A 22,627-nucleotide genomic window follows, 5' to 3' on the forward strand; every position below is an offset into this window, starting at 1 on the left:
GGCGGCCGACGAACAGCCCAGACAACCACCGGCCAGACTGTCACCGTCAGTGTCACTGAGTAGACAATCCGCAATCTCGGTGCAAGTCTTTGCCGCGTGCGACCCTCCCCAGAAGTCAGCGGTGCCAGCGGCACGGCAGCTGGCACCCAGTCCCCTGCGGACGGTCCGGGCCCGGGTATGGACAACCCCGAAGATGTCGCAGCCCTGCGGCATCTGCAGCAGGTCCACGCGCCCGTGCTGCTGAGCTTCCTGACCCGCCTGACCAGGGGGGACGTCCACCGCGCCGAGGACATCGTGCAGGAAACGGTGCTGCGCGCCTGGCGGAATCCAGAGGCGCGTAACGCCGAGGGAAACTGGAACCGAGCCTGGCTGTTCACCGTGGCCAAGCGAATCCTGATCGACCAGATGCGCTCCGCTGACGTCCGGCCGGCCGAGCTGCCGGTCGACTACATCGACGATCACGCGCAGCCCGACGACGCCATCGAGCGCCTCCTCGACGCGCGTGAGGTCCGGGCCGCGCTCGACTCCCTGCCCGAGCGGCTGCGCATCACGCTGGTCGAGATCTTCTTCCGGGAACGGTCGGTGTCCGAGGCCGCCGACGCGCTCGACGTCCCGGCCGGCACCGTCAAGTCACGCACCTTCTATGCGCTGCGGGCCATGCGGGAGGCCCTCGTCAGCCGCGGCTTCGATTTCGGGACCGCAGGCGAGAGACGGCCAACCGGCAACGGCGATGCGGGCGAGGCACGCCCAAGAAAATCCGATCAGCTGTGAACCGGGGTAGCTGCCCGGCCGTCATGTGCACGACACGTGCCCACACCCACTGAGCGTAAGAGTGAGTCGATGAAAGCAACCGCAAGTGGCCAGCGCCGCCCGTGGCGACGGCTCATCTCGTCGACGCGTAAGCGCGTCGAGATCGTCGCCCTGGTCGGCGTCATCCTGGCGTCCGGGGCCGTCGGTTTCGAACTGGCCGCCACTGCGGACCCGGACAAGCTGGTCGGCGAGCCGGTTCCGGACGGTGACGTGCCCGCCATCGTGGAGGCAGCCCTGTCCTGCCCCGCCCTCAACCCGCCGAAGCTCGCCGCGCAGATCATGGCGGCGTCCGGCTTCAAGAGCAGCCCCGACATGATCGCCGGTCTCGACCAGGCGGCGTGGGAGAAGTGGCGGCCCTCGTCCGATGCCAGTCGCGCCGACCGGCGGGCAAACATCATCGCGCTGGGTCACCGGACCTGTGAGAACGTGGGCCGCCTGCGCTCCGCCGACATCGATGGGGACCTCTGGCCGGCCGCCATCGCCGCGGAGCAGACCGGAGTCAAGGCGGTGCTCGACGCCCGCGGCGTCCCGAAAGACGCCAAGCCATACGTCGACAAGGTGAAGGCGTACGCGGCCTGGTACGCCGAGCAGCCGCAGTTCTCCGAGAAGGCGACCACCCAGCCGGTCGTCGCCGCGGCGAACGGTGAACTCAAGGTGCCCGACTCTCTCGTACAGCCGATCCAGATCGCCGGAAAGTTGTGCCCGCAGGTCACGCCGGCGAAGATCGCCGCACAGTTGCGGACGCTGTCCGGTTTCGACGTGAACAAGCGAACGGCGGACCGCCAGGGCGTCGCCCAGTTCACGCCCGCCCTGTGGGAGAAGTACCAGCCGGGCACAGACACGTCCGTGTGGCGACCCGCGGACGCGATCCCGGCGCTCGGCGTCGCCATGTGCGACATGGCCCAGCAGCTGTCCGATCTCAACGGCGAGGACCCGTACCGGCTCGCGCTGAGCGCGTACCAGTGGGGAATCGACCCGGTGCGGCGGGCGGCCGGTCTGCCCCGCGTCAACGTCACCCAGCTGGCCGACCAGGTTCCGGCGCACGTCACCGAGTACGAGAAGGACAGCCGGCTTTCCGTCCCCGTGACGAAGCCGAGCCCCACCGTGAAGCCGAGCCCCACGCCGTCGGCGAGCCGGGGCGTCCAGGCCTCGCCGAGCACCAGCCCGTCTGCGAAGCCCAGCGAGAAGCCCCAGGGCCCGAAGTTGTTCGCGTACGAGGCGGGTGCCACGTACCGCCTGGAGAGCCCGTGGGCCCAGTCGATCGTGGAGCTCCCCGGCATCAACCAGAACACGCAGCCCGGTAGCCGGGTCCATCTGTGGAAGGACGAAGGGTACAAGGACCAGCGCTGGAAGCTCTACCCGGCACCGGACAGGCGGCATGTCATCATCACGAACGCGTGGAACAACATGGCCCTGTCCGTGCAGGACCGTTCCCTGCAGAAGGGGTCGAAGATGGCGGTGTACGAACGCGACGACAACGACGAGAATCAGCAGTGGCTGCTGGAGGACGTCGGCGCCGGGAACGTGGTCATGACCAACCGCCGCTCCGGCTTTGTGATGGAGCTGCTGGGCGTGGACATCGGGCCGACGAGGGACAACGGCACCACCTGGAACGGATACTGGATCCAACAGTTTGACCGCCAGGACACCCAGAGAGACCAGAAGTGGCGATTTGTAAAGCAGTGACGCCAGCCGGGCACGGCGAGCCGGGAAGCTGAGCGGCGTGCCGGACCTACCCGCCCTGGGCGACCATGTGACGGACCTGCTGGGTCCGCACTACATGGGTGTCCTCGATCGCGCCGACAGCGACGCCGTCGACCGGCACCTGCGCGACTGCGCGCAGTGCCGGTTGACGGCCCGCGAGGTGTGCGAAGTCGTCGCCGCCCTCGCGCTGCTCAGCGGCGATGTGGCTGTCGAGGAGGCGTCGCCGGTCACCCGACCGGCGGCGCCCGCTGCCCGCCGTGGCGGCTCCGGCACGGTTCGTCCGGCCGGCGGGCATCCGGTGTCCGCCAGGCCCGGGCGGCAGCCGCGCCCCCGGCGGCAGCGGCTCGCGCTGGTGCGGGCCGGTCTTGCGCTTGCGGTGGTGCTGTTCGTCGGCTTCGGCGCCCTCTTCGTTCTGGATCAGGTGAGTGACGAGGCCGGGCCGGAGGTGGTGACGGTCGCGGCGAGCGGGAGTGAGCCCCGCACCGGCGCGACGGCCTCGGTGTTCGCGTCGGAGACCGACAGCGGAGTGCACGTGCGGGTCACGGTCACCGGCCTGCGCGCCGGCACCGGCTACCAGCTGTACGCGGTGACGCTCGACGGCCAGACGCGCGAGATCGCGTCGTGGACCAGCACCGACACGGTGCAGGAGGTCTCCGGTGATCTGCCGGTGGCCCTTGGCGACCTGGCCTTCGTGACGATCAGCGTGGCGAACGGCGCGCCGTCGGTCACGGTGCATCTTCCCCGAGCCACGTCCGCGACACCGCGCTGAGGTACGCCGCCTTCGCACCTGGCGAGCGCCGGTTGGCGGCGTGGCACGACGGGATCACGATGCCGCCGCAGATTGCGTCCGGCCGTGAACCACGATGCCGTCTCGGCCGTCGTGTGTGCAGATCAGCCCTGGGCGACGACAAAGGGAAGTAGAGAATGTTCTGGATCACCCGGTCGGCACGTGGTGCCTGCCTCGCGGTGTTCGTCATGGTGGCTCTGATCGTCGGAGCCGTGAGCCCGGCTTCGGCCGCCGACGAATACGTCAAGTTCTACGCCGTCACGTCGTCGTACCAGGGAGAACCGGAGAACCTCACCAGCATCGCCGCCCGGTTCCTCGGCGACGGGGCGCGGTCCGTCGAGATCCGCAACCTCAACACCGGCCGCCGGCAACCTGACGGTGGCACCCTCAAGGAACCGGGCCAGTTGCGAGCCGGGTGGCTGCTGGTGCTGCCCTGGGACGCCGTCGGCGAGGGCGTCAAGTACGGAGTGCTGCCCGACAAGGCACCGGCCGCGCCGGTCAAACCACTGCCCGGCAAGGCCCAGCCCACGCCCACCGCCAAGGCGCGGCCCACCGTCCCGCCCGAGCGGGTCTCCGGCGCGGCCGCGGTCCCGAGCAAGGCACCGACACAGCCCCGCGCGAAGGCGGGGCAGTGTGCGACCACGGCGGCGTCGAGCAGTCGCTCCGACTGGGCGAGCCTGCGCCTGGCCGCCGACCAGGCCTGGCCGCAGAGCCGCGGCAAGGGGCAGCTCGTGGCGATCGTCGACTCCGGTGTGGACGGCAGCCTGCCGACGCTCAGTGGTCACGTGGCCGTCGGCATGGACATCACCAGCGGCAGCGGTCGCGGCGACACGGACTGCCTCGGCTCGGGCACCGCGATGGCCGGTCTGGTGGTCGGGCAGTCCACCAACGGCAGCGATGTCAAGGGCGTCGCCCCCGACGCCACGGTGATGCCGGTCCGGGTCGTGGGCAACGACGCCAAGGCTCAGCCCGCCGACTCTGCGGCGGCCATCGAGGCCACCGTCGAGGCGGGCGCGACAGTCATCGCGCTGGGCAACTTCGTCGACACGAGCAAGCCCGAGGTGGCCAAGGCGATCATGGAGGCGGTGGCACGGGACGTCGTTGTGGTGATCGGCGCCGCACGTGCTTCGGTACCGGTCAACCCGGGCGCGGAGATCGGCCCCGGCGTGCTGCGGGTGGGTGGTGTGGCCGTCGACGGCCAGCGAGCCGCCGACTATCGCGGTGGCGGCATCGACGTGGTCGCCCCGGGTGTCAACGTGAGCAGTGTCGGGATCACCGGGGTCGGCGCCGTCGCAGGCAGCGGTACCCAGTACGCGGTGGCCTTTGTCGCCGGCGCCGTCGCGCTGGTGCGGGCCGCGTACCCGGACCTGAGCCCGGAGCAGGTCGCCCATCGTCTCCAGGTGACGTCGGACAAGATGGGCGACGGCGCACAGCCCGACGGCCGGTACGGCTGGGGCATGATCAATGCCGCCGCTGCAGTCACGAAGGTGCTGCCCGAGGAGGCCAAGGCGGTCTCGTCGGGGCGGGAGTCGGGCGGACGGCTCACCTCCGGCAGCTCCGGCGGACGGTCGGCGTTGCTGGCCATCGTGGCGCTGGTCGCGCTCGCGGCGGCGGTGCTGCTCGTGTTCCGGATCCGCCGGCTGCTGCGCGACGACACTGAGGACGACGGTGATGACGACGACCCCCTGCCGGTGACCGCCGCGCCGCCGGTTCGCAGCGGCGCTCTTCCTCCGGCCTCCGCGCCCCGGGCGCCGTCGGTCTCCCGGCGGACGGTCGGCGACCCACCGCCCTCGGACGGCGGGAAGCTGAACCCGGACGACGAGCAAGCCGACAGCACGGCGTCCGCGGCCAGCGACGGGCCGGGAACCCGGGCCGAGACCGTGGCACTGCCGAAGGCGTCGATCGGAGCCAAGTCGTCCCGGCAGCGTCCAGACGCGCCATGACGACACCCCGCCCCGGGCCGCCGGTGGTGATGTTGCCGACGTGAACCGCGCGTCGGCAGGGCACGTTTCAAGCATTACTGGTGGAAAGTCGGTGAACCGAGGGTCTGATGCGGGCGGAAGATGTCTCCGGTACGGACGCCCATGTGGCGGACCTGCTGGCTCTTTACCACCTCGACGCGCTCGACCAGCGTAGCGGGGAGCAGGTCGGCCGCCATCTCCAGTCGTGCCAGCAGTGCCGGGCGGCGGCGACCGAGGTGTGCGAAGCGCTCGCCGCGCTGGCCCTGCTCAACGACGACAGGGAGCACCTGCTCAACCGCTACGGGGCGCTGGGAACGGCGGCGCCGCCGGCCTTCCCGGCCCGGTTCGCGCCGCAGGAGCCGGCAGTCCAGCCGCGCAACGAGGCCCAGGAGACCGAGCGACGCCGGTTTCGACTGCGGCGCGGCGGTACGGGCGCCGAGTCGGCCACCGGCGAGGCGCCTGCCGCCGCTGGGCCCGACCTCGGGCGCGGGGAACCACCGCAGCAGCGCGTGGCACCGGCACCGTTCACACCCCCACCCGTCGCACCGCCAGGGGCCGCACCCCCGCCCGGCGCGCTGCCACGGGTCGCACCGCCACCGGCCGCACCCCCATCGGTCGCGCTGGTGGAGAAGCCCTCGCCCATTCAGGAGCAGACCACAACGACGGACGTACCCTCGCCGACGCGGGCCGCCCGACACCCCGCCCAACCCGGCTTCGACCGCGCGCCGGGCATCGCGCATCCGGACGACGGTCAGCGTGTCTCCCCACGGAAGCGCTTCCTGTCCCGGCGTGCCGTTACCTTCGCGGGCCTGGGCGCCCTGCTGGCGCTCACCCTCACGGTGGCCGGTGTCTCCGTGAGGGCGCTGCTCGCCCCGCCGGCCTCGGGAGTGCAGACGGTCACCGTCCGTACCGCCGTCGCCTCCGCGACGGACCGGGACTCTGGCGCGAACCTGTCGGTCTTCCTCACCGAGGAGCGCGACAAGGTCACCGTGCGAGTCACCCTGAGCGGCCTGGCCGAGGGCGTCGGCTACCGGCTCTACGGCTACACCTTCGACGGCCGGCAGCGGCCGCTGGTCAACTGGACCGGCCGCGCCGGCGTACAGGAACTTGACGGTGAACTACCGGTCGGCATCGCCGATCTCTCCCACTTCGCCGTCACCCGCGGCACCCGGATCGTCGTCACGGCGTACCTGCCCCGCGACACCGGTGCGCCGGCCGCCCCCGGCAGATGAGCCGGGCCACGATCTGAACCGGTCGCCGGCCCCGTTCGTCTGGGGGGTATGCAGATCGGTGTCTACAGTCTCGGCGACCGCACTCCCGACCCGGTGACGGGCCGGGCGCCAACGGATCACGAGCGGCTACTCAACACGGCACGGATCGCCGAGCACGCCGAGGCGGCCGGGTTCGATGTCTTCGCCGTCGGAGAGCACCACACCTCGTCGTACGCCGTGTCCGCGCCGGCCGTGCTGCTCGGCTACCTGGCCGCACGGACGAGCCGGATACTGCTCTCCACGGCAACGGCTCTGATCACCACGAACGATCCGGTCCGGGTTGCCGAAGATTACGCGACGGTGCAGCATCTGTGCGGCGGCCGGCTGGACCTCATGCTCGGCCGGGGCATCTTCGGCCCGGTGTATGCGTGGTTCGGTCGGGACCCGGACGACAGTCGCCGGCTGGCAACCGAGAACTATCGGCTGTTGCGCCGGCTGTGGGACGAGGACACCGTCGACTGGTCCGGCGATTTCCGTACGCCGTTGCGGGGTTTCACGGCGGTGCCGCGGCCGCTCGCGGGCCATCCGCCGTTCGTCTGGCACGCATCGGTGTCCAGCGAGGAGACCGCGGAGCTGGCCGCCGCCCACGGTGACGGCTTCTTCGCCAACCACATCATGTGGCCCTGGCAGCACACGGCCCGGCTGGTCCGGACGTTTCGCGAGCGGTACGCCGCGCACGGCCACGGCACCGCCGAGCAGGCGGTCGTCGGGCTCGGCGGGCACGTCTTCGTCCGGCCGAGCTCACAGGATGCGGTCCGGGAGTTCCGGCCGTACTTCGACAACGCGCCCCTCTACGGCCGCGGGCCCTCGCTGGAGGAGCACATGAACACCACACCGATGACGGTGGGCAGCCCGCAGCAGGTCATCGACGCGGTTCTCGGCTACCGGGAGTACGTCGGTGACTATTCCCGTCAGCTTTTCCTGATCGACCACGCCGGGCTGCCGGTGGACACGGTGCTGGAGCAACTGGACATCCTCGGCGCCGAGGTGCTGCCCGTCCTGCGGCGCGAGCTTGCCGGCGGCTCCCGGCCCGCCTGATCAGCCGCTCGTAGGGGCGCCCCGCTCCCGCGCCGGCCGCGGGGCGCCCGATCAGCAAGCCAGGACCGCCGCCAGCACCGGCTGGAGGCGGCCGCGTTCGGTGTGGTCCATACTGCGTTGAAGGTCGCTGAGCGCGTTGACCCAGGCCTTCTTCTGCTCATCGTTGAGCCGTCCCTGGTTCTCGGCGACGAACCGCTCCGCGTCGTCGAACCTGCCGGCCTTGACCTGGCCGATGGCCTTGAGCAGAGAGACGGTGAAGTCAAAGGGGCTGTGCTCCGCTTTGTCCGCGCCCAGTCGGACCGCCTGGACCAGATCGACGAGGTCGTCGGTGACGCCGCCGGAGTCCTGCGGGTCCTTCAGCTTGCCTGCGGCGTCCAGCTCCAGCCGGGCGACCGCCTCCAGCATCGTGCTCGGCCGCTGCTCTGGAGTGGACTTCGTGAACTGGACCACCACGTTCTCGTTCGGACCGAAGCGCAGCAGGGGTTTGACCAGTGCGATGTTCATGCTGTCCGGAACCCGCTCGGCCATCCGGCTGGCCTGTTCCACCAGGTGTTTCGTTGCCCGTAGATCCTCCCAGCGCGACCGCAGCACTGCGAGCTGCCCGTCGACGCCCTGCGCGCCCCACACCAGCTCGCCGAGCGCCTCGGATACCGGGCGGACGGTCGATCGGGTCAGGCGGCGTGCGGCGTTCACCACAGCCAGGTCGATCTTCGACCAGGTGTCGTCCACCTTCCGGCCGCTCGCTGCCGCAGAGCTGGATCCGCGGACCTTCCAGCTGTTGCTGAGGTTCAACCCACCGAGTCCGCCGGAACTCCGTGGCACCTGGTGAATCACAGCGACGCCGTACCTGCTGAGCAGCGGGATCAGGCTTCGCTTCTCGGACCCTGGCACGCTCTTCGATTTGCCGGGCACATCGTCGAGGTCGAGCTGGCCGCGGGTCACCACGATGGGTGTCCTTCCGGCTTGGGCGAGTTGTTCCAACCGCTCGTTCAGCCACTCGAACACCTGTCGGTCCACCGCCGCGCCAGGCGCCGTGCTGAGCCATACAAAGTACTGGTTCGGTTGCTGGCGAGCGGTGGCCCGGAGGTCGACCGGCGGTGGCTGCGTCCGGACACCGGGCACCGACATGTCACTGAGCAGGTTCGGTAGCTGCTCGTCCGGCCGCTTGATCCGGCCGAGAGACGTCCGCAGCCACTCCGGCTCCGGGTTGCTGAGGTTGCTGTCGCCCGCGCGGGGGTCCGTCGCTTGTCCGGTGGCGCCAAGATCCCCGGCCGGCCCGGCGGTCGTCGCGGCCGAATCTGACGGTCCGGCCACTCCCGTATTGGTCGGCAACGCGGTGGCGGTGGTGGTGGTGGTGTTCAAAGCTTCGACCGCCTTACGGAACGCCGCGGCAAGTCGCCGATCGTCCGAGACGGTGCCGGTGGGCGGCGCAGCCGATGTCGACTCGCCCGCTCCGTGGTAGCCCGGGAACTCCTTGTTCCGTTTGCCTGCCGGCACGGCGAACCAGAGTGCGTCGACGGGGATGCCCCAATCGATGGCCTCCTGCTTCGTGACCACCATTTCGACGCTACCCGGCACCTTCGTGCGGGTGCTGGTGCCCGGCACCGTGACCTCGTACTCAAGCAGGGCGAAGACGAAGAAGACCGAGCTGTCCTCGCGGAGCCAGGCCCGGTGCTCGATCCACGCGGTGTGGTCGATGCCGCTGGCCCGGCTCCGTTGGAAGCCGCCGGAAACCTGAGCCCCGAGCGACTGACCGGGTGCCACCGGCCCGGTGGCGGCGACGGTGAAGGCCCCGTGCTCCTTCCTGGTCGAGACGTCGGTGTCAGCGACGAGATCGGTGCCGTGATCGTACTTTTCCTTCTCGGCCTTCTCCATGTAGTAGAGCTGGAGGACGTCACTGAAACGAGCCTTCACGCGGAGGCCGCCCGGCCCGGGGTTCAGCACCGCACCGGGGATCGACACCGCGGTGAACCGGGCACCCTGCTCGCTGAGCATCTCGCCCAGGCTCGTCCGCATCGTCTCGAAGTTGAGATGGCCGTCGGCGGTCGGCCCATCCACCGCTTTTCCCATACCGGCGGATGCCACTGCCTCGTGGATCTTCTTTACGCCGAGAACTCCCTCGATCAGAACCTTCGGCGGTAGCGTCCTCCTGAGGCCGAACGTGATGGTCGGCCTGGGTGCTCCCAGGGGCATCGTGCCCTCCGTGGGCACGCTGAGGACGTGCTCCTCCACGACTGTGATCTTCGAGGACCGGTGCCCCAGGTTCTGACTGCCGAACGTCTTCTTCAACTGTTTTTTCGCAGAGAGCGGGGTGGTCTCATTGATCGTCACGTGGAACTGGACCATCTGGTTGAAGTCCGTCAGCTTGTTTGCTCGTAGCCCGTTCATGAAGAGCAGGTTCGAGCCACGCGTGTCGCTCTGCTCCTCTCCGCGGGTCCGCCCGCCGACCAGTGATCCCGACGCGAAACCGCCGTCCAGGCTGTCCGGACGACCCGTTCCGGTGGCACCGCCGCCCACGGCGAGCATCGTCGTAAAGCGACGGCTGGCGTCGCGATAGGCGTTGCCCCGTTCGTAGACCTTGATGCCGTTTCCACCAGGGCGGCTGCCCCAGGCCGGCCCGACCAACTCGGCCGACATCGACACCTCGAACATCCGGCCGTCGGCCTTGAACCTCCAGAGCGCGCCCCCGTCGCGCATTTTCGCCATGTACGGACTCAACCAGGACGGTAGCGCCCTGAGCTGGGCGACCAGCCCAGGCGCCTGGAACTCTTCGGCAGCTGCGGCCAGGCTCTCGCTCAGCTTTCCGAAACCTGTCGGCTGATTGGAGGTCGTCGCCTCGGGGCTCGCCGTGCCGTAGAGCATCGGCCACATCACGGCCCAGGAGAGGCCGTGCTGCAGGCTGACCGGAGGCCGCAGGTCGGTGATCAGCGCCAGGGCCGGCGACGGTTTGGGCGGTGTATCCGGGCTCGAGTCGACGAGGTGCTCGTCCAGCAGCGCAGCACCGTCGAAGGCGTTTCGGTTGGCGATGACATCACTCAGAAGCACATTGAGCATCACCTCACCGAAGGTTTGGACCACGACATCGCCGACCTCGGCCCGGTTGACGACAACGGTACGCACAACAGCCATCTTTTGGTCCTGGTAGAGGCCCCGGTAGCTGCCCACCGTCTGCACGGCCACGGAACCCGTCCCCTGGCCCGTCGACGTGGTGACGGTGCCGCCGCCCAACGCCAACTCGTTGCCGGCGGCCGAGGCGGACTCCTTGCCCAGATATGCGCCGCCCAGGAAGCCCTTCTCACCGAGTTCCTCCGCACCCTCCTCGCGGCCTACCTGACTCTCGAGGAGCTGCTGGGTGTAGGGGAACCAGACCTTCACGATCTCCGGGCGACCGACCGGACGGACGGACAGACCCACCAACTGATTCCCGACAGGAAGCGTCGCCGCTGCGGCGAGAGCCCTTATCAGGTTGCTCCTGTAAGCGGCACGGTTGAGTCCGTTCCAGACGGCGACCGCCGGCAGGCCGCGCACGTTCTGGATCAGCTTCTCCTGTAGCTGCCCGACGCCTCGAACACCGAGTGTGGTGTAGACCGATGCCCCGATCTCGGTCAACACCGAGCGCAGTTGCGGATTGGTGCCGAAATGTTCCGGCGGGTCGCTGTCGATTCTGATCTGTGCCGGCGACCGATCGGCAGGCGGGACGAATTGGAGCGGTGGTGCGGTCGTTGAGCTGGCGACGTCATTCAGGGCATTCGGTTGCAGGATCGTCGCCGTCGCGTCAACAGTCCCGGGCGGCCCCACGGGCGTCTCGTTGCGCAGGGCGACCCACGTCCACCGGATGTCCACCTCGAAGATCGGGCTGCTCATCTTCTGACCGTCCGTGTCGGACGTCAGCGCGGTGGACTGGGTGTCGCCGGCCTTTTTCTTGTTCGTCCACGAGCGCTGGGCCCCCACCTGCCCCTGCCAGAAGCTGCTCGCCTCGTTTCCGCCGACTCCGCCGTACCCGGAGAGTTCCTTGACCTTGCCCTTGGCGCGCTTGGCGGTCATGGTGTCGATGCTCGTGTGGCCGTACTGCACCTGCTTATCGCTCTCGGCGACGAACGTGGTGCCGCCGGTGGTCTCGGCCGACAGGCCGATGGTGAGCACATGGGCGGGTGAGACCGGGTGCTTGGGGTGCGAGAAGACCCAGGCGACGCCCGGTTGTGCCGGGTCGATGTTCAGCACGTTGTCGACCCCGGCCCGCAGGGAGCGTTCGGACAACTTGCTGAGGAGCAGCTGCCAGTTCGCGTACTCCACGCCCGGCTTGTTGACGTCCGCGCCCGTTACCGGCAATCCCTGCAACGCGTCCCACGGCGTTGTGCTCCCGACGCCCGCCGCCGCCTTCGGCAGATACCCCTCGGTGGCCATACGCGTGGCGATCTGGTTGTAGAGCTCCGCTACGCCGCCAAGGTTCTTGACGTAGTCCATTGTCGGTCCCCAGTCGGCACCCGGGGTCCACCACTTCGGTGCGGTCTGCGCGGTGGCAGGCTGCGTGGCGGTGGACGACGCCGCTGTGCCGCTTGCTTCCCCGGCTCGGCCGGGGGCACCCACCGGGCCAGCGGATGCCAGTCCCGCCAGCGCGTCCTTGTGGACCATGAAGTGCGCAAAGCCACGGATGTCGATCGGGCCGGGGTCTGTCACCACACGCTCATGCCGGCCGTTGGCAAGCTGCCGACCTTCGCGCTCGTGGTGGACATCCAACCGGACGGTGAAGTCGGCCAACGCGACTTGCAATTTCCCGACCACCCGCTCGGCCCGGGTCAGCAGGGCACGGTGATGGCGGATGAGTTGATCGCCCTTCTGCCAGCTGAGCTGGCCGCGGAACCCGAGCCGCAGGTACCGCTCGACCGCCCGGAAAGCCATCGTCAGCGTTGTGCGGCGCGTCAGGATGGCGTCCTCGCTGAGCAGGGTCTTGGCCACGACGGCCTGCACCCGGTCAAACCGGGTCTCCCCGCTCTGACTCACCTCACTGACCTTTGTCACTGAGTTGACCGGCTGGGCCCGGTCGCCGGCGGTGAGGCTCAGGCTCAACTGCCGGCCCTTGGCGTCCAGGTTCAGGCGGAACACCTGCTGGTAGTTGCGGTCCGCACGGGGCCGCAGGATGTCGCCCAGGTTGAGGGCGAGCTGGTCGTTGGACAGGTGCCCCTCGACGTACGGCTTCCAGAACGCATAATCCTCAGGGGTGAGCGCCTTCTGCACTTCGCTGAGCACCGCACCGGAGAGCTGCAGGCGCGAAACCCCGTGATCCAGTTTCCACACCGGAAACTGCTCGGGCGTCCTGATGTCCACCGGTTTCAGATAATCGGGGTCAGTAAACTCTTTCAGCTGTGGAGCACCGCTCTCCTTCGCGGAGTAAGGCAGCTGGAACTCCGCCACCGCGTAGCGCACTTTGTCTTCGCGCAACGCGCCATCCCCGTTCCGGAAGGTGAGCTCCCGCCACTTCCCGGTCCCGCGCGCCTCCACCCGTAACGCCCAGTTGACCGGCAGGTTGACCCAGCCCAAGGGCTCCTTGATCCGCAGCTGCTGAAATTCGGCGGGAGCGTTTGCGCTGAGCTCCCGCTGGCCCTTGCCAGACACCCGGCCGAGAGTGGTCATCAGGTCGATCCGGGCGCCGCTGAGCGCTTCCGCCTGCCCGAGCGCGGCGCGGTAGACCAACCCGCCATCGGCGCTGGCCGCCGTCGCCCACGTCCGCCAGGAGGCCAGATCGTGGTAACCGTAGATCCGGTTCTCCTGCTTGCCGCTGAACCGGTTGCTGCGCTCCGCGCCGGGGAGGCTGTCCGCTTCCACTGCCGGCCCTCTGGTCGGCACGGCCCACAACCGAATGTCGTAGGTGTTCTCGCCGACCGTGACCTCCAGCGCCGCGCCGTCGTCGAGCACCTGACCGAACAGGGAGGCGATCTTGCGCTGGACGATCTCCTCGGTGATCTGCCCTGCGCCGAACGGCACCGCCCGGTTGATCCAGGCGGTCAGGTCCGCCACGAACGGCATCTCGTCGATGGCGTGGAAGGCGGTGACCATTCGGCTGCGGTCGGTTCTCGCATCCGGCGCTTCCTGCGGATTCTGCGGATCCGGGCGATGACCCGGCGGCCCGGGCCTCCAGTTCGAGATCGCCTGCTCGGTAAGCCACTGCCGTGCGGCCCGGTCGTCGAACCTGTCCATGGTGAGGGTGCGGGGCCGAGGCAGGCGGCGCATCATGATGGCCAGGTCGCGCAGCTCGGCCGCGCCCACCGCCCCCTCTGCGCCGAGCAGCTCGAGTGCCATTTGCTGGTAGTCGGACGGGCCGGTGTATTGGCGATCCCGCGGGTCGGCGTAGAGCCGACGTCGGACCAGGACCAGTTTGCTGAGGTCATCACGGGTGACGGGGGCCACCGCGACCGTCGGCGGCCGAGCTGCCTGCGCAGCCGGCGATACTGCCTGTGAGCCGCCGAGACGCGCGAGCTCAGTGGCGCCAGCCAGCTCCGCCGGCTGCACAGGGGGCGATGATGCCCCCGGGACGCTCGGCCTCACCAGCGCCCACAGCGCCTTCTGCTCGGCCAGACGTTCTTCGGGCGAGTCCGCCTGTTCCGGCCCACTTTGAATCATTCTGGTGTGCCGGGCGTTGACCGTCGTGCTGATTGCGCCGAGCCCGGGCGCCGCGGCGAGTTTCTTGGCCGTCTCCACCCGAATCGGGCGATCTTTCCGATAGCGCTCGCGCGCGCTGTCCTGGCTAGCGACGAGCTGCACATTTTTCCAGCTCAGAGTCTCCCGGCCGAGCTTGTGGAGGAACAGAGCCTTCAGGCCCTCCACCGGCATCGGCCCGTGGGGCCGGGCACCGTCATTGTCCTTGGCGTACCGCCGGTAGGCCGACTCGATCACCCGGTCCAGGCTGTCCAGGTTTGCGGTCGTCGGGTCGAAGGTCCCTTCTCGCTGCACGAGGATTCTGGCGAATTCGCGTACCTCGAGCTTGCGATCGCGCTGCTTCAGGTCCTGATCAGGCGACGACGTCCGCCAACCTGCGACGGCGACGTCGATCTCTGCGGCGGGGTGAGAACCGAGTCGTTGGCGCAGCCGGTCGAACTCGGCACGTCGGGTCAGCGCCTCCATCGTGACTGGCTGATCACCCTTGATCAGGTCGGTGACATACTCGGTCAACTTCTGCATCTGCTCGTCGGTCACCGCCGACGCCGCCGGGTCGAACGCCTTCCTGACTATCGGCAGGAACTGCGCGTTGCCCGGATCCTCCGGCTTGAGACCCAGCGCGCTGGTCTCAATCAGAAAGTCCCGGTACAACACGTTCTCGAGCCAGCGCCGGGCCTGCTGCGTACCCTCGCCCTCCGACGCCTGGTCGGCGAGGGTGCTCACCTTGTCACGCGCGTCCTTCTCCCAGCGCAGGACATCCTCGAAGGACGACGTGAGCAGGGCCTGACTGAGGGGCTTGTCCGGCAGCTCGCCGTTGTTCCTGGCTTCGTCGACCAGTCCTTTGAGCTCCTGGAACGCCCTGTCTGTCTGCACCACCTCGGGGTGGTCCGGGGAGAGTTGTCGCTCGGCTTGTTCAAGTCGCATTTGGAGGACGGGGAGCATGGCTTCGACGTAGAGCAGATCGACGATCGCGTCGGGACCGGGCGCGAGCGAAGGGCCTGCTGGACCTGGCGTTTCCGCTGGGTCGGGCATCCGTGGTGGCCTGCTGAGCCCTTCGTTCCAGGATTCGGAGACGCTGCTCGGGCCCTGGGCGGCGGTGGCGGCGCCGTCGGGGCGGACGAGGGGACCGTGGTCGCCGGCGACGCCCGCGTAGATCGGGGCCAGGGTGTCCATGATCTGTTGCAGGTCCTCGTCGAGGACCGCCACCGGCGAGCCCGGGGTGCGGGGGCTCATCAACGAGGTCCTGGGGTCGGCCGGTAGATCGCCGCCAGTGCGCCGCGAGGGAGGTTGGTGGTCGATGGCCCCGAGGGCGTGCAGCACCTCGTGGGCGTAGAACGCAGGAGGCCGGTCCTGCGCCCAGTGGGCCTGGTCCATCTGGGTGTCGGGGGCGGTGACCGCGACGGTGAGGTGCGCTCGAGAGGCGTCGACGAACTGCACCTCGACCCGCATCGGTAGGTTCACCATTGGTAGTACGTGCCGGGGGTCGTTGAGGTACGTCTGCACGCCCTCGGTGGCCAACTGTTGCACCTGGGCCACGGCGTCGGGGTCGCCGGTCAGGTGCACTCGCACGACGAACAGCCACTCGTCGTCGGCCCGAATCAGTTCATAACGAACGGCGACCTGCTCGCCGCCACCGGGCACGGCGGTTATCCGCCCGTCATCGAAGCGGAACGGCTCGTCCACCGGACGCCACCGCTCGGTGTCGATCTCGACCCTGCCCACCGGGCGGGCGGGGACCGGAAGTGACACGGAGATGGAGTCCGGACGCCGAGGCAGTGGTCCGGATACCGCAAGACCCCAGCTGTGCATTGTCGCGAGCACTTCGTGGGTGCTGTTTGCGGCAATCGCGGTGACCTTGGCCTGCTGCCCCTGCGCCAAACCGTCGAGATGCGACATCACCTCGGCGTAGCCGTTGACGACCACCGGCGCGGCGAGCTTGGCCTGCGGTTCCGCAGCCCGGCTGGGCAGCGCGTCGACCACTGCGCGCGGTACGCCGATCTCGACGTTGTTCGACGTCAGTCGCAGTTGGCCGCGCATCGCCGCGTAGTTGTTGAGTGTCCGCGTATCGGCAGCCGTGGCGAGATCCCCCAGCAGGTGCTTCTCGGGTATCACCCGGACACCGGTCGCGGAAGCCGAACTGGTGACACCACGATCGCTGGTGATGGGTAGGAACCGGTCGTCGGCCGGGTCCACCAGGTCGACACGCTCCGGCAGATCGAGGTACACGCCGAGTTGGTTGGCTACGGACAACGCCTCATCGCGGCTGATGGTTCTGCTGCGCTCGACGGCAAGGCTTACCGACAGACGAGCGGCAGTCGTCGGCTCCTCGCGCTCCAGTACGTGTCGCACCCTCATCGAACCCGGCGCGTCTTCGGGCAGGTGCACTTGCACCACGCCGTCGATCAGCGGCGCATCTCGAACGTGAACCGGCACCTCTGCAGTGGTGTCACCGAGTTGGAGGGCAAAGCCGGAAGGGAGCAGCACGAAACCGTCGAGGCAGATCGACGGAGCGGGAGCGCCGGGCATCACAGACCAGCCTTGTCGTAACAGGCGTTAATGCGGTTTTGCATTCTTTCTAATTCTGCTTTGTGCTCCGGAAAAGCCGGCATGATGATATCGCGGAGCACGAAATGCCAGAAGACACGATCCGCGCCGGTGAGACAGTCGGTGGCGTTGAGCCGCTCGAGCCATCTTCCTGCGTCCCCCTTGCCGCCTACGATATCGAGGATTGCCTCCACGATGGCGGCGTGCGCACGGAAGATCTCGGCCTGGCCCGGGCGGCGGGCGGCTCGTTCCTCCTCCAGTTCGCCCTTGGCTCTCACCACTGCCACGAGGTCAGCGAGACTAACCTTCGTCGCTTCCGCGTTACTCATGGCCTGCAGCAACTCCCGCAACCACAGGAGGCCTCCCTCATAGTCGCCGACCTTTTCGCCGAGGCGGGCCTCGTCCAGGGGGCGCGAGGTGAGATAGCCGAGGAACAAACTGGAGTCGGCCGTCTGGGTGTGCGGTTCAACCGGATCAGTGAGCCAGCGGCGCTGCGGTTCCAGCGGACGCTTGCCGACAAGTTCCGGGTCCTTCCGCGCCAGCATTTCCTGCTTGATCAAGACCCGAAAAGCCGCCAGGACCCGATCTTCTCGGAAGAAGGGACTGTCTCTGATCTGCGTGTCGTCATACCGGGAGATCCGCTCGCCGTTGGCCACGCTCGCTGATTCCAGATCAGCCAACTCCTGCACGACGTCCCCCGTGAGCAAATCATCTGCGTGCTCCTGGAGGTATGACTCGACGTCCTTCCACGTCGGCTGGTTGATAAATTCCGCTACCAGATCCGAGGGACCAGACTTCGGCGGAGCGGCAAGTGCCTCAGCTCGCGCCAACGCACCGTCGGTGAGGCTGCGGTATCGCTCCCGGTGGGCCGACCCGGCCCCCTGCACGTCCCAGAACTTCTCGAACCCGACCATCGTCGGTTGCACCGATGACCGGCCGTGCTGCTCAGCGACGATGAACTCCAGCTCATCGTTGCGCTCCGTGGCGACCACCACGCTGATCGCGGGATTCTTCGCCAAGGTCCGGTGCAGACTCTCGGCTATCAGTGCGTCCAGAGTGGTTCCATGCCTGCTCGGAGCGCCGCGGCGTACGTCGACCAGGGCAATCAGGCCGTCATGGTGGTTGAGAACCGTCACGATCTCGTCGATCGCGGTCGATGACGAGTCCGGGCCGAGCAGAATCGTGTTCTTGCCGATCCGTCGGGCATTGGTCGACACCCATGGCGCCCACGTCGGCTCGGCCGGCAGTTCCGGCGGGTACGGCACCCCATCCGAACCGACGACCACGATTTCGCTGCGCGGGTCTTCCAGGACGGCCGTTCTCCGGTCGACGGCCCCGTCCAGGACCACCGGAACGGCCGGCTCGGTTCCGGTCTCCCACCGCAACTGCCCGTCGTCGCCCTTCACCATCCAGAACGACCCGGGCGTAGGAGACCCGGCAGGAGCGTGAACCAGTGCGGCGACCGCCCGGCCCGAATTGAACTCCTGCAGCACGTTCGCCAAAGGCATGGGCACCGGAGTCTGACCGAGGGCGTGATTCAGGCGCCGTCGAGACAGCGGCCTCGCGAGCGCGCGCAGCTCCGCAAGGGACAGTCCGGGCAGATCGCCGAAGGTCGCGTAGTACACGGCGGCCAAGGGCAAGAGATCGCCGGCTACAAAGCCGGCACCGCCGGTTGTCCGGCGCCCACCGGCCGCGGAATTGCTGACGAGTTCGCCCACGGACACCGGTTGGCGCGCCGTGGTCAACTCGGCAAGCTGTCGGAGGTTCGCCGCCAGCGTTTCGGGCAGCAGACGGTAGGCGCTAGCGTGCTCACCGGTCCTCGCAAGCTCCGCTGTCGATTCGAGCGACGTGAGACGGTCCTGCAGGCCCGGCGGCACGCCCTCCTGGGCGACATCACCCGGCAGGGCCAACTCCACGCCCAACGTGTCCTGAAGCCGAAGTGCGCTGTCCAGGTCCAGGGGCCCGGAGGTTCTGGAGCTGAACGGGACCACCACCACCCGGACATCGGTGGCTACCAAACCGTGTAGATAGGCACGAAGGTTCGTGGAGTTGGAGGCCGAATCGGGAACGAGCAACGCGGTGGTACCCGGCGCCACCATTTTCCTCGCCAGGTCGTACACCCGATCGTCGACCACCACCGAGTCCGAGGCAGCATCTTTGTACCGGAACACGCCGGGCCCTTCCGTGCTGATCGCTTCAAGGCAGTCCGCCAGCACTCCCACGCCGCGCCTCCTCCGCTTTGCCACTCATGGTCAACGGTCGTCCTGCCACGGGGGCACCAGCAAGTCATCTCTTCAAACGACACCGGGCCGCGGCAGTCGACCAGCGTCAGTGGCGCCGAGAGGCCGCCGCCCGGCGGAAGCCACCGAGACTGAGAAACCCGGTCAAGCACACGTTGCGCCGCCCGAGCAGGAGAGCACCGAGCCGCCCGCTGGCGACGATGCTCAGGCCGCGCGGCTCAGCCGGCGAGGGTGGCTGAGGTGGCCCAGCTCGATCGCCATCCGGGTCAGCTCCGCCTTGTTGCTGACGTTCAGCTTCGCGCGGATCCGCTTCGCGTACGTGTTGACCGTCGCCTGCGAGAGGCCCATGCGGGTCGCGATCTGCGCGTGCGTGAAGCCGGAGGCGATGAGCCGCAGCGTCTCGACTTCCCGCGGTGCCAGGCCGTTCTGCTCCTCGCCCCCGCCGCGGGCAAGCTCACCCTGAAACTGATCGACCAGCCGCGGGCAGACGTAGAAGCCACCGCGGACGATCACCCGCACCGCCTCCCGCACGTCACGCTGTTCGCTGAGCCTGCTGAAACAACCTCGTGCCCCGGCCCGGACGGCGGCGAGCAGGCTCGGTGACCGGTCCCACGCCGCGCTCACCAGCGGCCGGCCCACCGTGGCCACCCGCGCGATGCTGTCCGTCCCGCCCGGCGGCAGCTCCAGCACCACCGCGTCGAACGTCTGACCGCCGGCCAGCAGCTCGCCGACGTTCGCCACGGTGGCCGCGACGCGCAGACCGCCATCGTCGGATGCCAGCTTTTCCAGGCCAGCCCGGGAGATGGGCTGATCGGAGACGATGGCCACTGTCAACACCGGGGCTCCTCCAAGCTGTCGGGCCCGTGTTCACGGGCGCCACTGAGACGGATCCCGGCCCCGCCCGGTTCACGAACCGCGGAAATCCGCCAGCGTCCCGGTCGGTTGCGGTGGCGATGCCCCCGATGAGGGACTTTCCGTTTCCCGTACGCATCAAGCATGCTCGCCTGGTGTCTCGCGGCGCCCCGGCGTTCGACGAGGATGGGCAGGGAGCCCGACGAGGGCTCGGACCAGCGAAGCGGACCGGGGATTGATATCTGTGGCGGACGGCACCGAGCACGTCGAGGAGTTGCTCGGGCTCTACTACCTCGACGAGCTCGACGCGGCGTCGGCCCAGCGGGTGCGCGCCCACCTCGACGCGTGCGTGACCTGCCGCGACGAGGCGGCGCAGGTGTGCGAGGCGCTCGCGGCGATGGCCCTGCTCCTCGACGACCGGGAAGGGCTGGCCAGTATGTACGGCGCGCTCGGCACGTCGGTGCCACCGGCGTTCCCGGCCCGGTTCGCGCCGATCGAGGAGCCCGAGGCGCCGCGGTCCCGAATCGGCTGGACGCACCGATCACGCCGGTCCGGCCGCAGCCGCCCCACGGAGTCCGCAGCCGTGACTGATGCGCCGGCGCCCGAACCAGCGCCGCCCCCTCCGACGACCCGCACAGCCGCCGCGCCGGCCAAGGAAACCTCCGCTCCCACGGTGCCGCCCGCCGCGCCAACTGCCGCGCCCTCCGTGCCGCCCGTTGGGCCCACGGTGCCGCCCGCCGCGCCCGCTGCGCCGCCCGCCAAGCCCGCCGCGCCCGCTGGGCATGCTGTGCCGGCTGCTGCACCTGCCCTGCCGGCCGTATCGCTCACGGCGCCGACCGTCGCGCCTGTCGTGCCGATCATCGCGCCTACGGTTGCCGCCGCCGAGCCGGCTGCCACGCCGGTGCTGCCGACGATCGCGCCGGGCGTGCGCACCAAGCCCGTGAACCGGCCGGCACCGTCGACCGTGCCTGCTCCGGTGCCCCTGACCACGCAACCGGCCGGGCAGACGCGACCGGTCCGGCCTACCCGGTCGCTGATCGTGTCGATCGGGTTGCTGGCCGCGACCGTCACGCTCGGCGGAACCGCCGCGACAGCGCTCCTGCGCGAGCACGACGGCGAGCCCAGCACACCGACGGCCCGGGCCGCCGTGAGCGCGGCGGCCTCGACGACCGACGTGGACAGCGGGGTGCACATGACGGTGGCGCTGACCGCCAAGGACGGGTCGACCGAGGTGCGCGCGAAGCTGACCGGTCTGACCAAGGGAACCGGTTACCGGCTGTACGGCTACGGCCCGGACGACAACCGATGGGCGGTCGTGAACTGGACCGGCGGGACTGGCAAGGAGCAGGAGGTGTCCGGCGCGGTGCCCGCCGCGATCGCCGGCATCTCGCACGTGACGGTGCTGCGCAGCGACCGCAAGACCGTGGTGACCGTGTACTTCTCGCACGACGCCGAAGCTGAGATGGGCCCCAACGGCGGCTGAGGCTCAGGCGGTGCTGGTGCCGTCCGGGACGGTGGAGTTGATGTCCGCGCCGGCGTAGATCTGGGCGGCGTTGTTGAGCCTCCCGACAAACTGGCCGACCAGATCGAGCACGCCGGCGCAGCCCTGCAGCAGTTGGAACTGGCTGTACTGGATCTCCGCGGTCTGCTCCGGGTGCGGGTCCCGGTAATTGGCGTACCAGCCGCTGCCGTCGTCGTAGGGGCCGATCCACTTGACGTTGTTGTTGAGCGGTGCCCCCTCGTGCCAGACCTCGGCCGCGTCCGACTCCTTGCCGGCCCAGAAGATCCAGCTCGACTTGGCGATCGCGGCGTCGCGGAAGCGCTCGAAGTCGGCGATCTGGCCCGTCGTCGCCTGGAGGATCGTTGTCTCGGCGTCGTACATCTGGCCGGGGCTGACGTCGTAGCTGCGCAGGTCCGGTTCGCCCGGGTCACCCTTGGGCGCGTTCGGGTCGGGCAGCAGGTTGCCGTGCTCATCGACGGGTTCACCGTCGGTGTTCGTGTAGCCTCCGTGGCCGTCCGAAGTGGGCGCCTCGAAGCCGATGAGATCCTCGTTCTTCCCGCTGACGTGGCGGCCGCTCGGCCATTCCTGGGTCAGATCGGCCGGGACGACAGAGGTGTTGGGATCACTCATACCTCAACCCTGCGCGCGCGTCGGGGTGGCGGCAACGTCCCTCTTGGTACGACCCGCCGGCGCCGGAACGGGGTCTGGGGCGCTGCCCTGCCGGGTGGCTACGGTCGGCGGGAGGGTGGAGTCCAACGTACGGAGCGTGCATGGTGAGTGACGGTGCGACCAACTATGACGCCTCCGCCGTGCGGATCAACGTGGACATGTACTACATGCACCGGTCCGCGAGCGTCTACATGGCTTCGCTGATCTCCAGCCTGCAGGACGACTGGAGGGAAATCGGCGACACCTGGGATCAGCTCAAGATCGGTTGGGTCGGGGAGAGTTCCGAGGCGGCCGACGCGTTCAACGAGCGCCTCCGGGACGTGCAGAACCGCCTGTTCGGCACCCCCGACCCAGCCGACACCACCAAGGTGGAGACCCCGGGCATCCTCGACCGGGTCCGTTACGGCGCCGTGGTGGCGGCGGCGAACTACAACGCCGCCGAGCACGCCGTGACAGACATGTTCGACGCTTTCGTCCACGCCATCGCCGGCGAGGGCGAGGGCGAGGGGGGACCGCAGGACAGCACGATGCCGCCGATCACCGTGGACTACAACACCAACCCGTTCCCCGCCCCGAAGACCGACGGCTGACGACGC

General features: G+C 69.0%; 12 protein-coding genes. 8 read left to right on the forward strand and 4 right to left on the reverse strand.

Annotated elements, in window-relative coordinates:
* Positions 1-177: 177 nt before the first annotated feature.
* The 6 genes from HNR22_RS08490 (at position 178) to HNR22_RS08515 (ending at position 7,571) form a co-directional block, all read left to right on the forward strand.
* Positions 178-771 carry a sigma-70 family RNA polymerase sigma factor gene (locus HNR22_RS08490; RefSeq protein ID WP_179779886.1) on the forward strand — a complete coding sequence of 198 codons (594 nt, stop codon included), beginning with the start codon at positions 178-180 and terminating at the stop codon, positions 769-771.
* A 69-nt stretch (positions 772-840) separates the two neighbouring features.
* Complete coding sequence (locus HNR22_RS08495) at positions 841-2,496, forward strand: RICIN domain-containing protein (RefSeq protein ID WP_179779887.1); 1,656 nt, start codon at positions 841-843, stop codon at positions 2,494-2,496.
* Positions 2,497-2,533: 37 nt separating this feature from the next.
* Positions 2,534-3,283, forward strand: coding sequence for a zf-HC2 domain-containing protein (locus tag HNR22_RS08500; protein WP_179779888.1), 750 nt, complete (start codon positions 2,534-2,536; stop codon positions 3,281-3,283).
* A 155-nt stretch (positions 3,284-3,438) separates the two neighbouring features.
* A complete protein-coding gene (locus HNR22_RS08505) occupies positions 3,439-5,244 on the forward strand; it encodes a S8 family serine peptidase (RefSeq protein ID WP_179779889.1) in 1,806 nt (601 codons plus the stop codon).
* Positions 5,245-5,351: 107 nt separating this feature from the next.
* Positions 5,352-6,494 carry a hypothetical protein gene (locus HNR22_RS08510; protein ID WP_179779890.1) on the forward strand — a complete coding sequence of 381 codons (1,143 nt, stop codon included), beginning with the start codon at positions 5,352-5,354 and terminating at the stop codon, positions 6,492-6,494.
* Positions 6,495-6,542: 48 nt separating this feature from the next.
* Complete coding sequence (locus HNR22_RS08515) at positions 6,543-7,571, forward strand: CE1758 family FMN-dependent luciferase-like monooxygenase (RefSeq protein WP_179779891.1); 1,029 nt, start codon at positions 6,543-6,545, stop codon at positions 7,569-7,571.
* 51 nt (positions 7,572-7,622) lie between these two features.
* On the opposite strand, the gene HNR22_RS08520 is transcribed toward HNR22_RS08515, so the two are convergent.
* From HNR22_RS08520 to HNR22_RS08530, 3 genes are all read right to left on the reverse strand, one after another.
* Positions 7,623-16,751 (reverse strand): hypothetical protein, encoded by a 9,129-nt coding sequence (locus HNR22_RS08520; protein WP_179779892.1) that lies wholly within the window; start codon positions 16,749-16,751, stop codon positions 7,623-7,625.
* Entirely contained in the window at positions 16,751-18,991 is a 2,241-nt protein-coding gene (locus HNR22_RS08525) for a hypothetical protein (RefSeq protein WP_179779893.1), read from the reverse strand. The genes HNR22_RS08520 and HNR22_RS08525 overlap by 1 nt, the downstream gene beginning before the upstream one ends.
* A gap of 222 nt (positions 18,992-19,213) precedes the next feature.
* Positions 19,214-19,846: a LuxR C-terminal-related transcriptional regulator gene (locus HNR22_RS08530; protein ID WP_179779894.1), complete on the reverse strand. Its 633-nt coding sequence runs from the start codon at positions 19,844-19,846 to the stop codon at positions 19,214-19,216.
* A 259-nt stretch (positions 19,847-20,105) separates the two neighbouring features.
* On the opposite strand from HNR22_RS08530, the gene HNR22_RS08535 reads away from it, so the two are divergent.
* Positions 20,106-21,344 carry a zf-HC2 domain-containing protein gene (locus tag HNR22_RS08535; RefSeq protein WP_179779895.1) on the forward strand — a complete coding sequence of 413 codons (1,239 nt, stop codon included), beginning with the start codon at positions 20,106-20,108 and terminating at the stop codon, positions 21,342-21,344.
* 3 nt (positions 21,345-21,347) lie between these two features.
* Here the strand turns inward: HNR22_RS08535 and HNR22_RS08540 are convergent, their stop codons facing one another.
* Positions 21,348-21,992, reverse strand: a complete 645-nt coding sequence (locus tag HNR22_RS08540) for a hypothetical protein (RefSeq protein ID WP_179779896.1) — start codon at positions 21,990-21,992, stop codon at positions 21,348-21,350.
* 140 nt (positions 21,993-22,132) lie between these two features.
* Between HNR22_RS08540 and HNR22_RS08545 the strand changes: the two genes are divergently transcribed.
* Positions 22,133-22,621, forward strand: a complete 489-nt coding sequence (locus HNR22_RS08545) for a hypothetical protein (protein ID WP_179779897.1) — start codon at positions 22,133-22,135, stop codon at positions 22,619-22,621.
* The last annotated feature ends 6 nt before the right edge of the window (positions 22,622-22,627 follow it).

Source organism: Micromonospora jinlongensis, from assembly GCF_013410645.1.
Taxonomy (GTDB): domain Bacteria; phylum Actinomycetota; class Actinomycetes; order Mycobacteriales; family Micromonosporaceae; genus Micromonospora; species Micromonospora zamorensis.

Excerpts from the sequence above, each read along its gene's own strand:
- HNR22_RS08545 (WP_179779897.1), top strand. The coding sequence starts at position 22,133 with ATGGTGAGTGACGGTGCGACCAACTATGACGCCTCCGCCGTGCGGATC.
- HNR22_RS08515 (WP_179779891.1), top strand. The coding sequence starts at position 6,543 with ATGCAGATCGGTGTCTACAGTCTCGGCGACCGCACTCCCGACCCGGTG.
- HNR22_RS08495 (WP_179779887.1), top strand. The coding sequence starts at position 841 with ATGAAAGCAACCGCAAGTGGCCAGCGCCGCCCGTGGCGACGGCTCATC.
- HNR22_RS08505 (WP_179779889.1), top strand. The coding sequence starts at position 3,439 with ATGTTCTGGATCACCCGGTCGGCACGTGGTGCCTGCCTCGCGGTGTTC.
- HNR22_RS08510 (WP_179779890.1), top strand. The coding sequence starts at position 5,352 with ATGCGGGCGGAAGATGTCTCCGGTACGGACGCCCATGTGGCGGACCTG.
- HNR22_RS08540 (WP_179779896.1), bottom strand. The coding sequence starts at position 21,992 with ATGAGTGATCCCAACACCTCTGTCGTCCCGGCCGATCTGACCCAGGAA.
- HNR22_RS08490 (WP_179779886.1), top strand. The coding sequence starts at position 178 with ATGGACAACCCCGAAGATGTCGCAGCCCTGCGGCATCTGCAGCAGGTC.
- HNR22_RS08520 (WP_179779892.1), bottom strand. The coding sequence starts at position 16,751 with ATGCCCGGCGCTCCCGCTCCGTCGATCTGCCTCGACGGTTTCGTGCTG.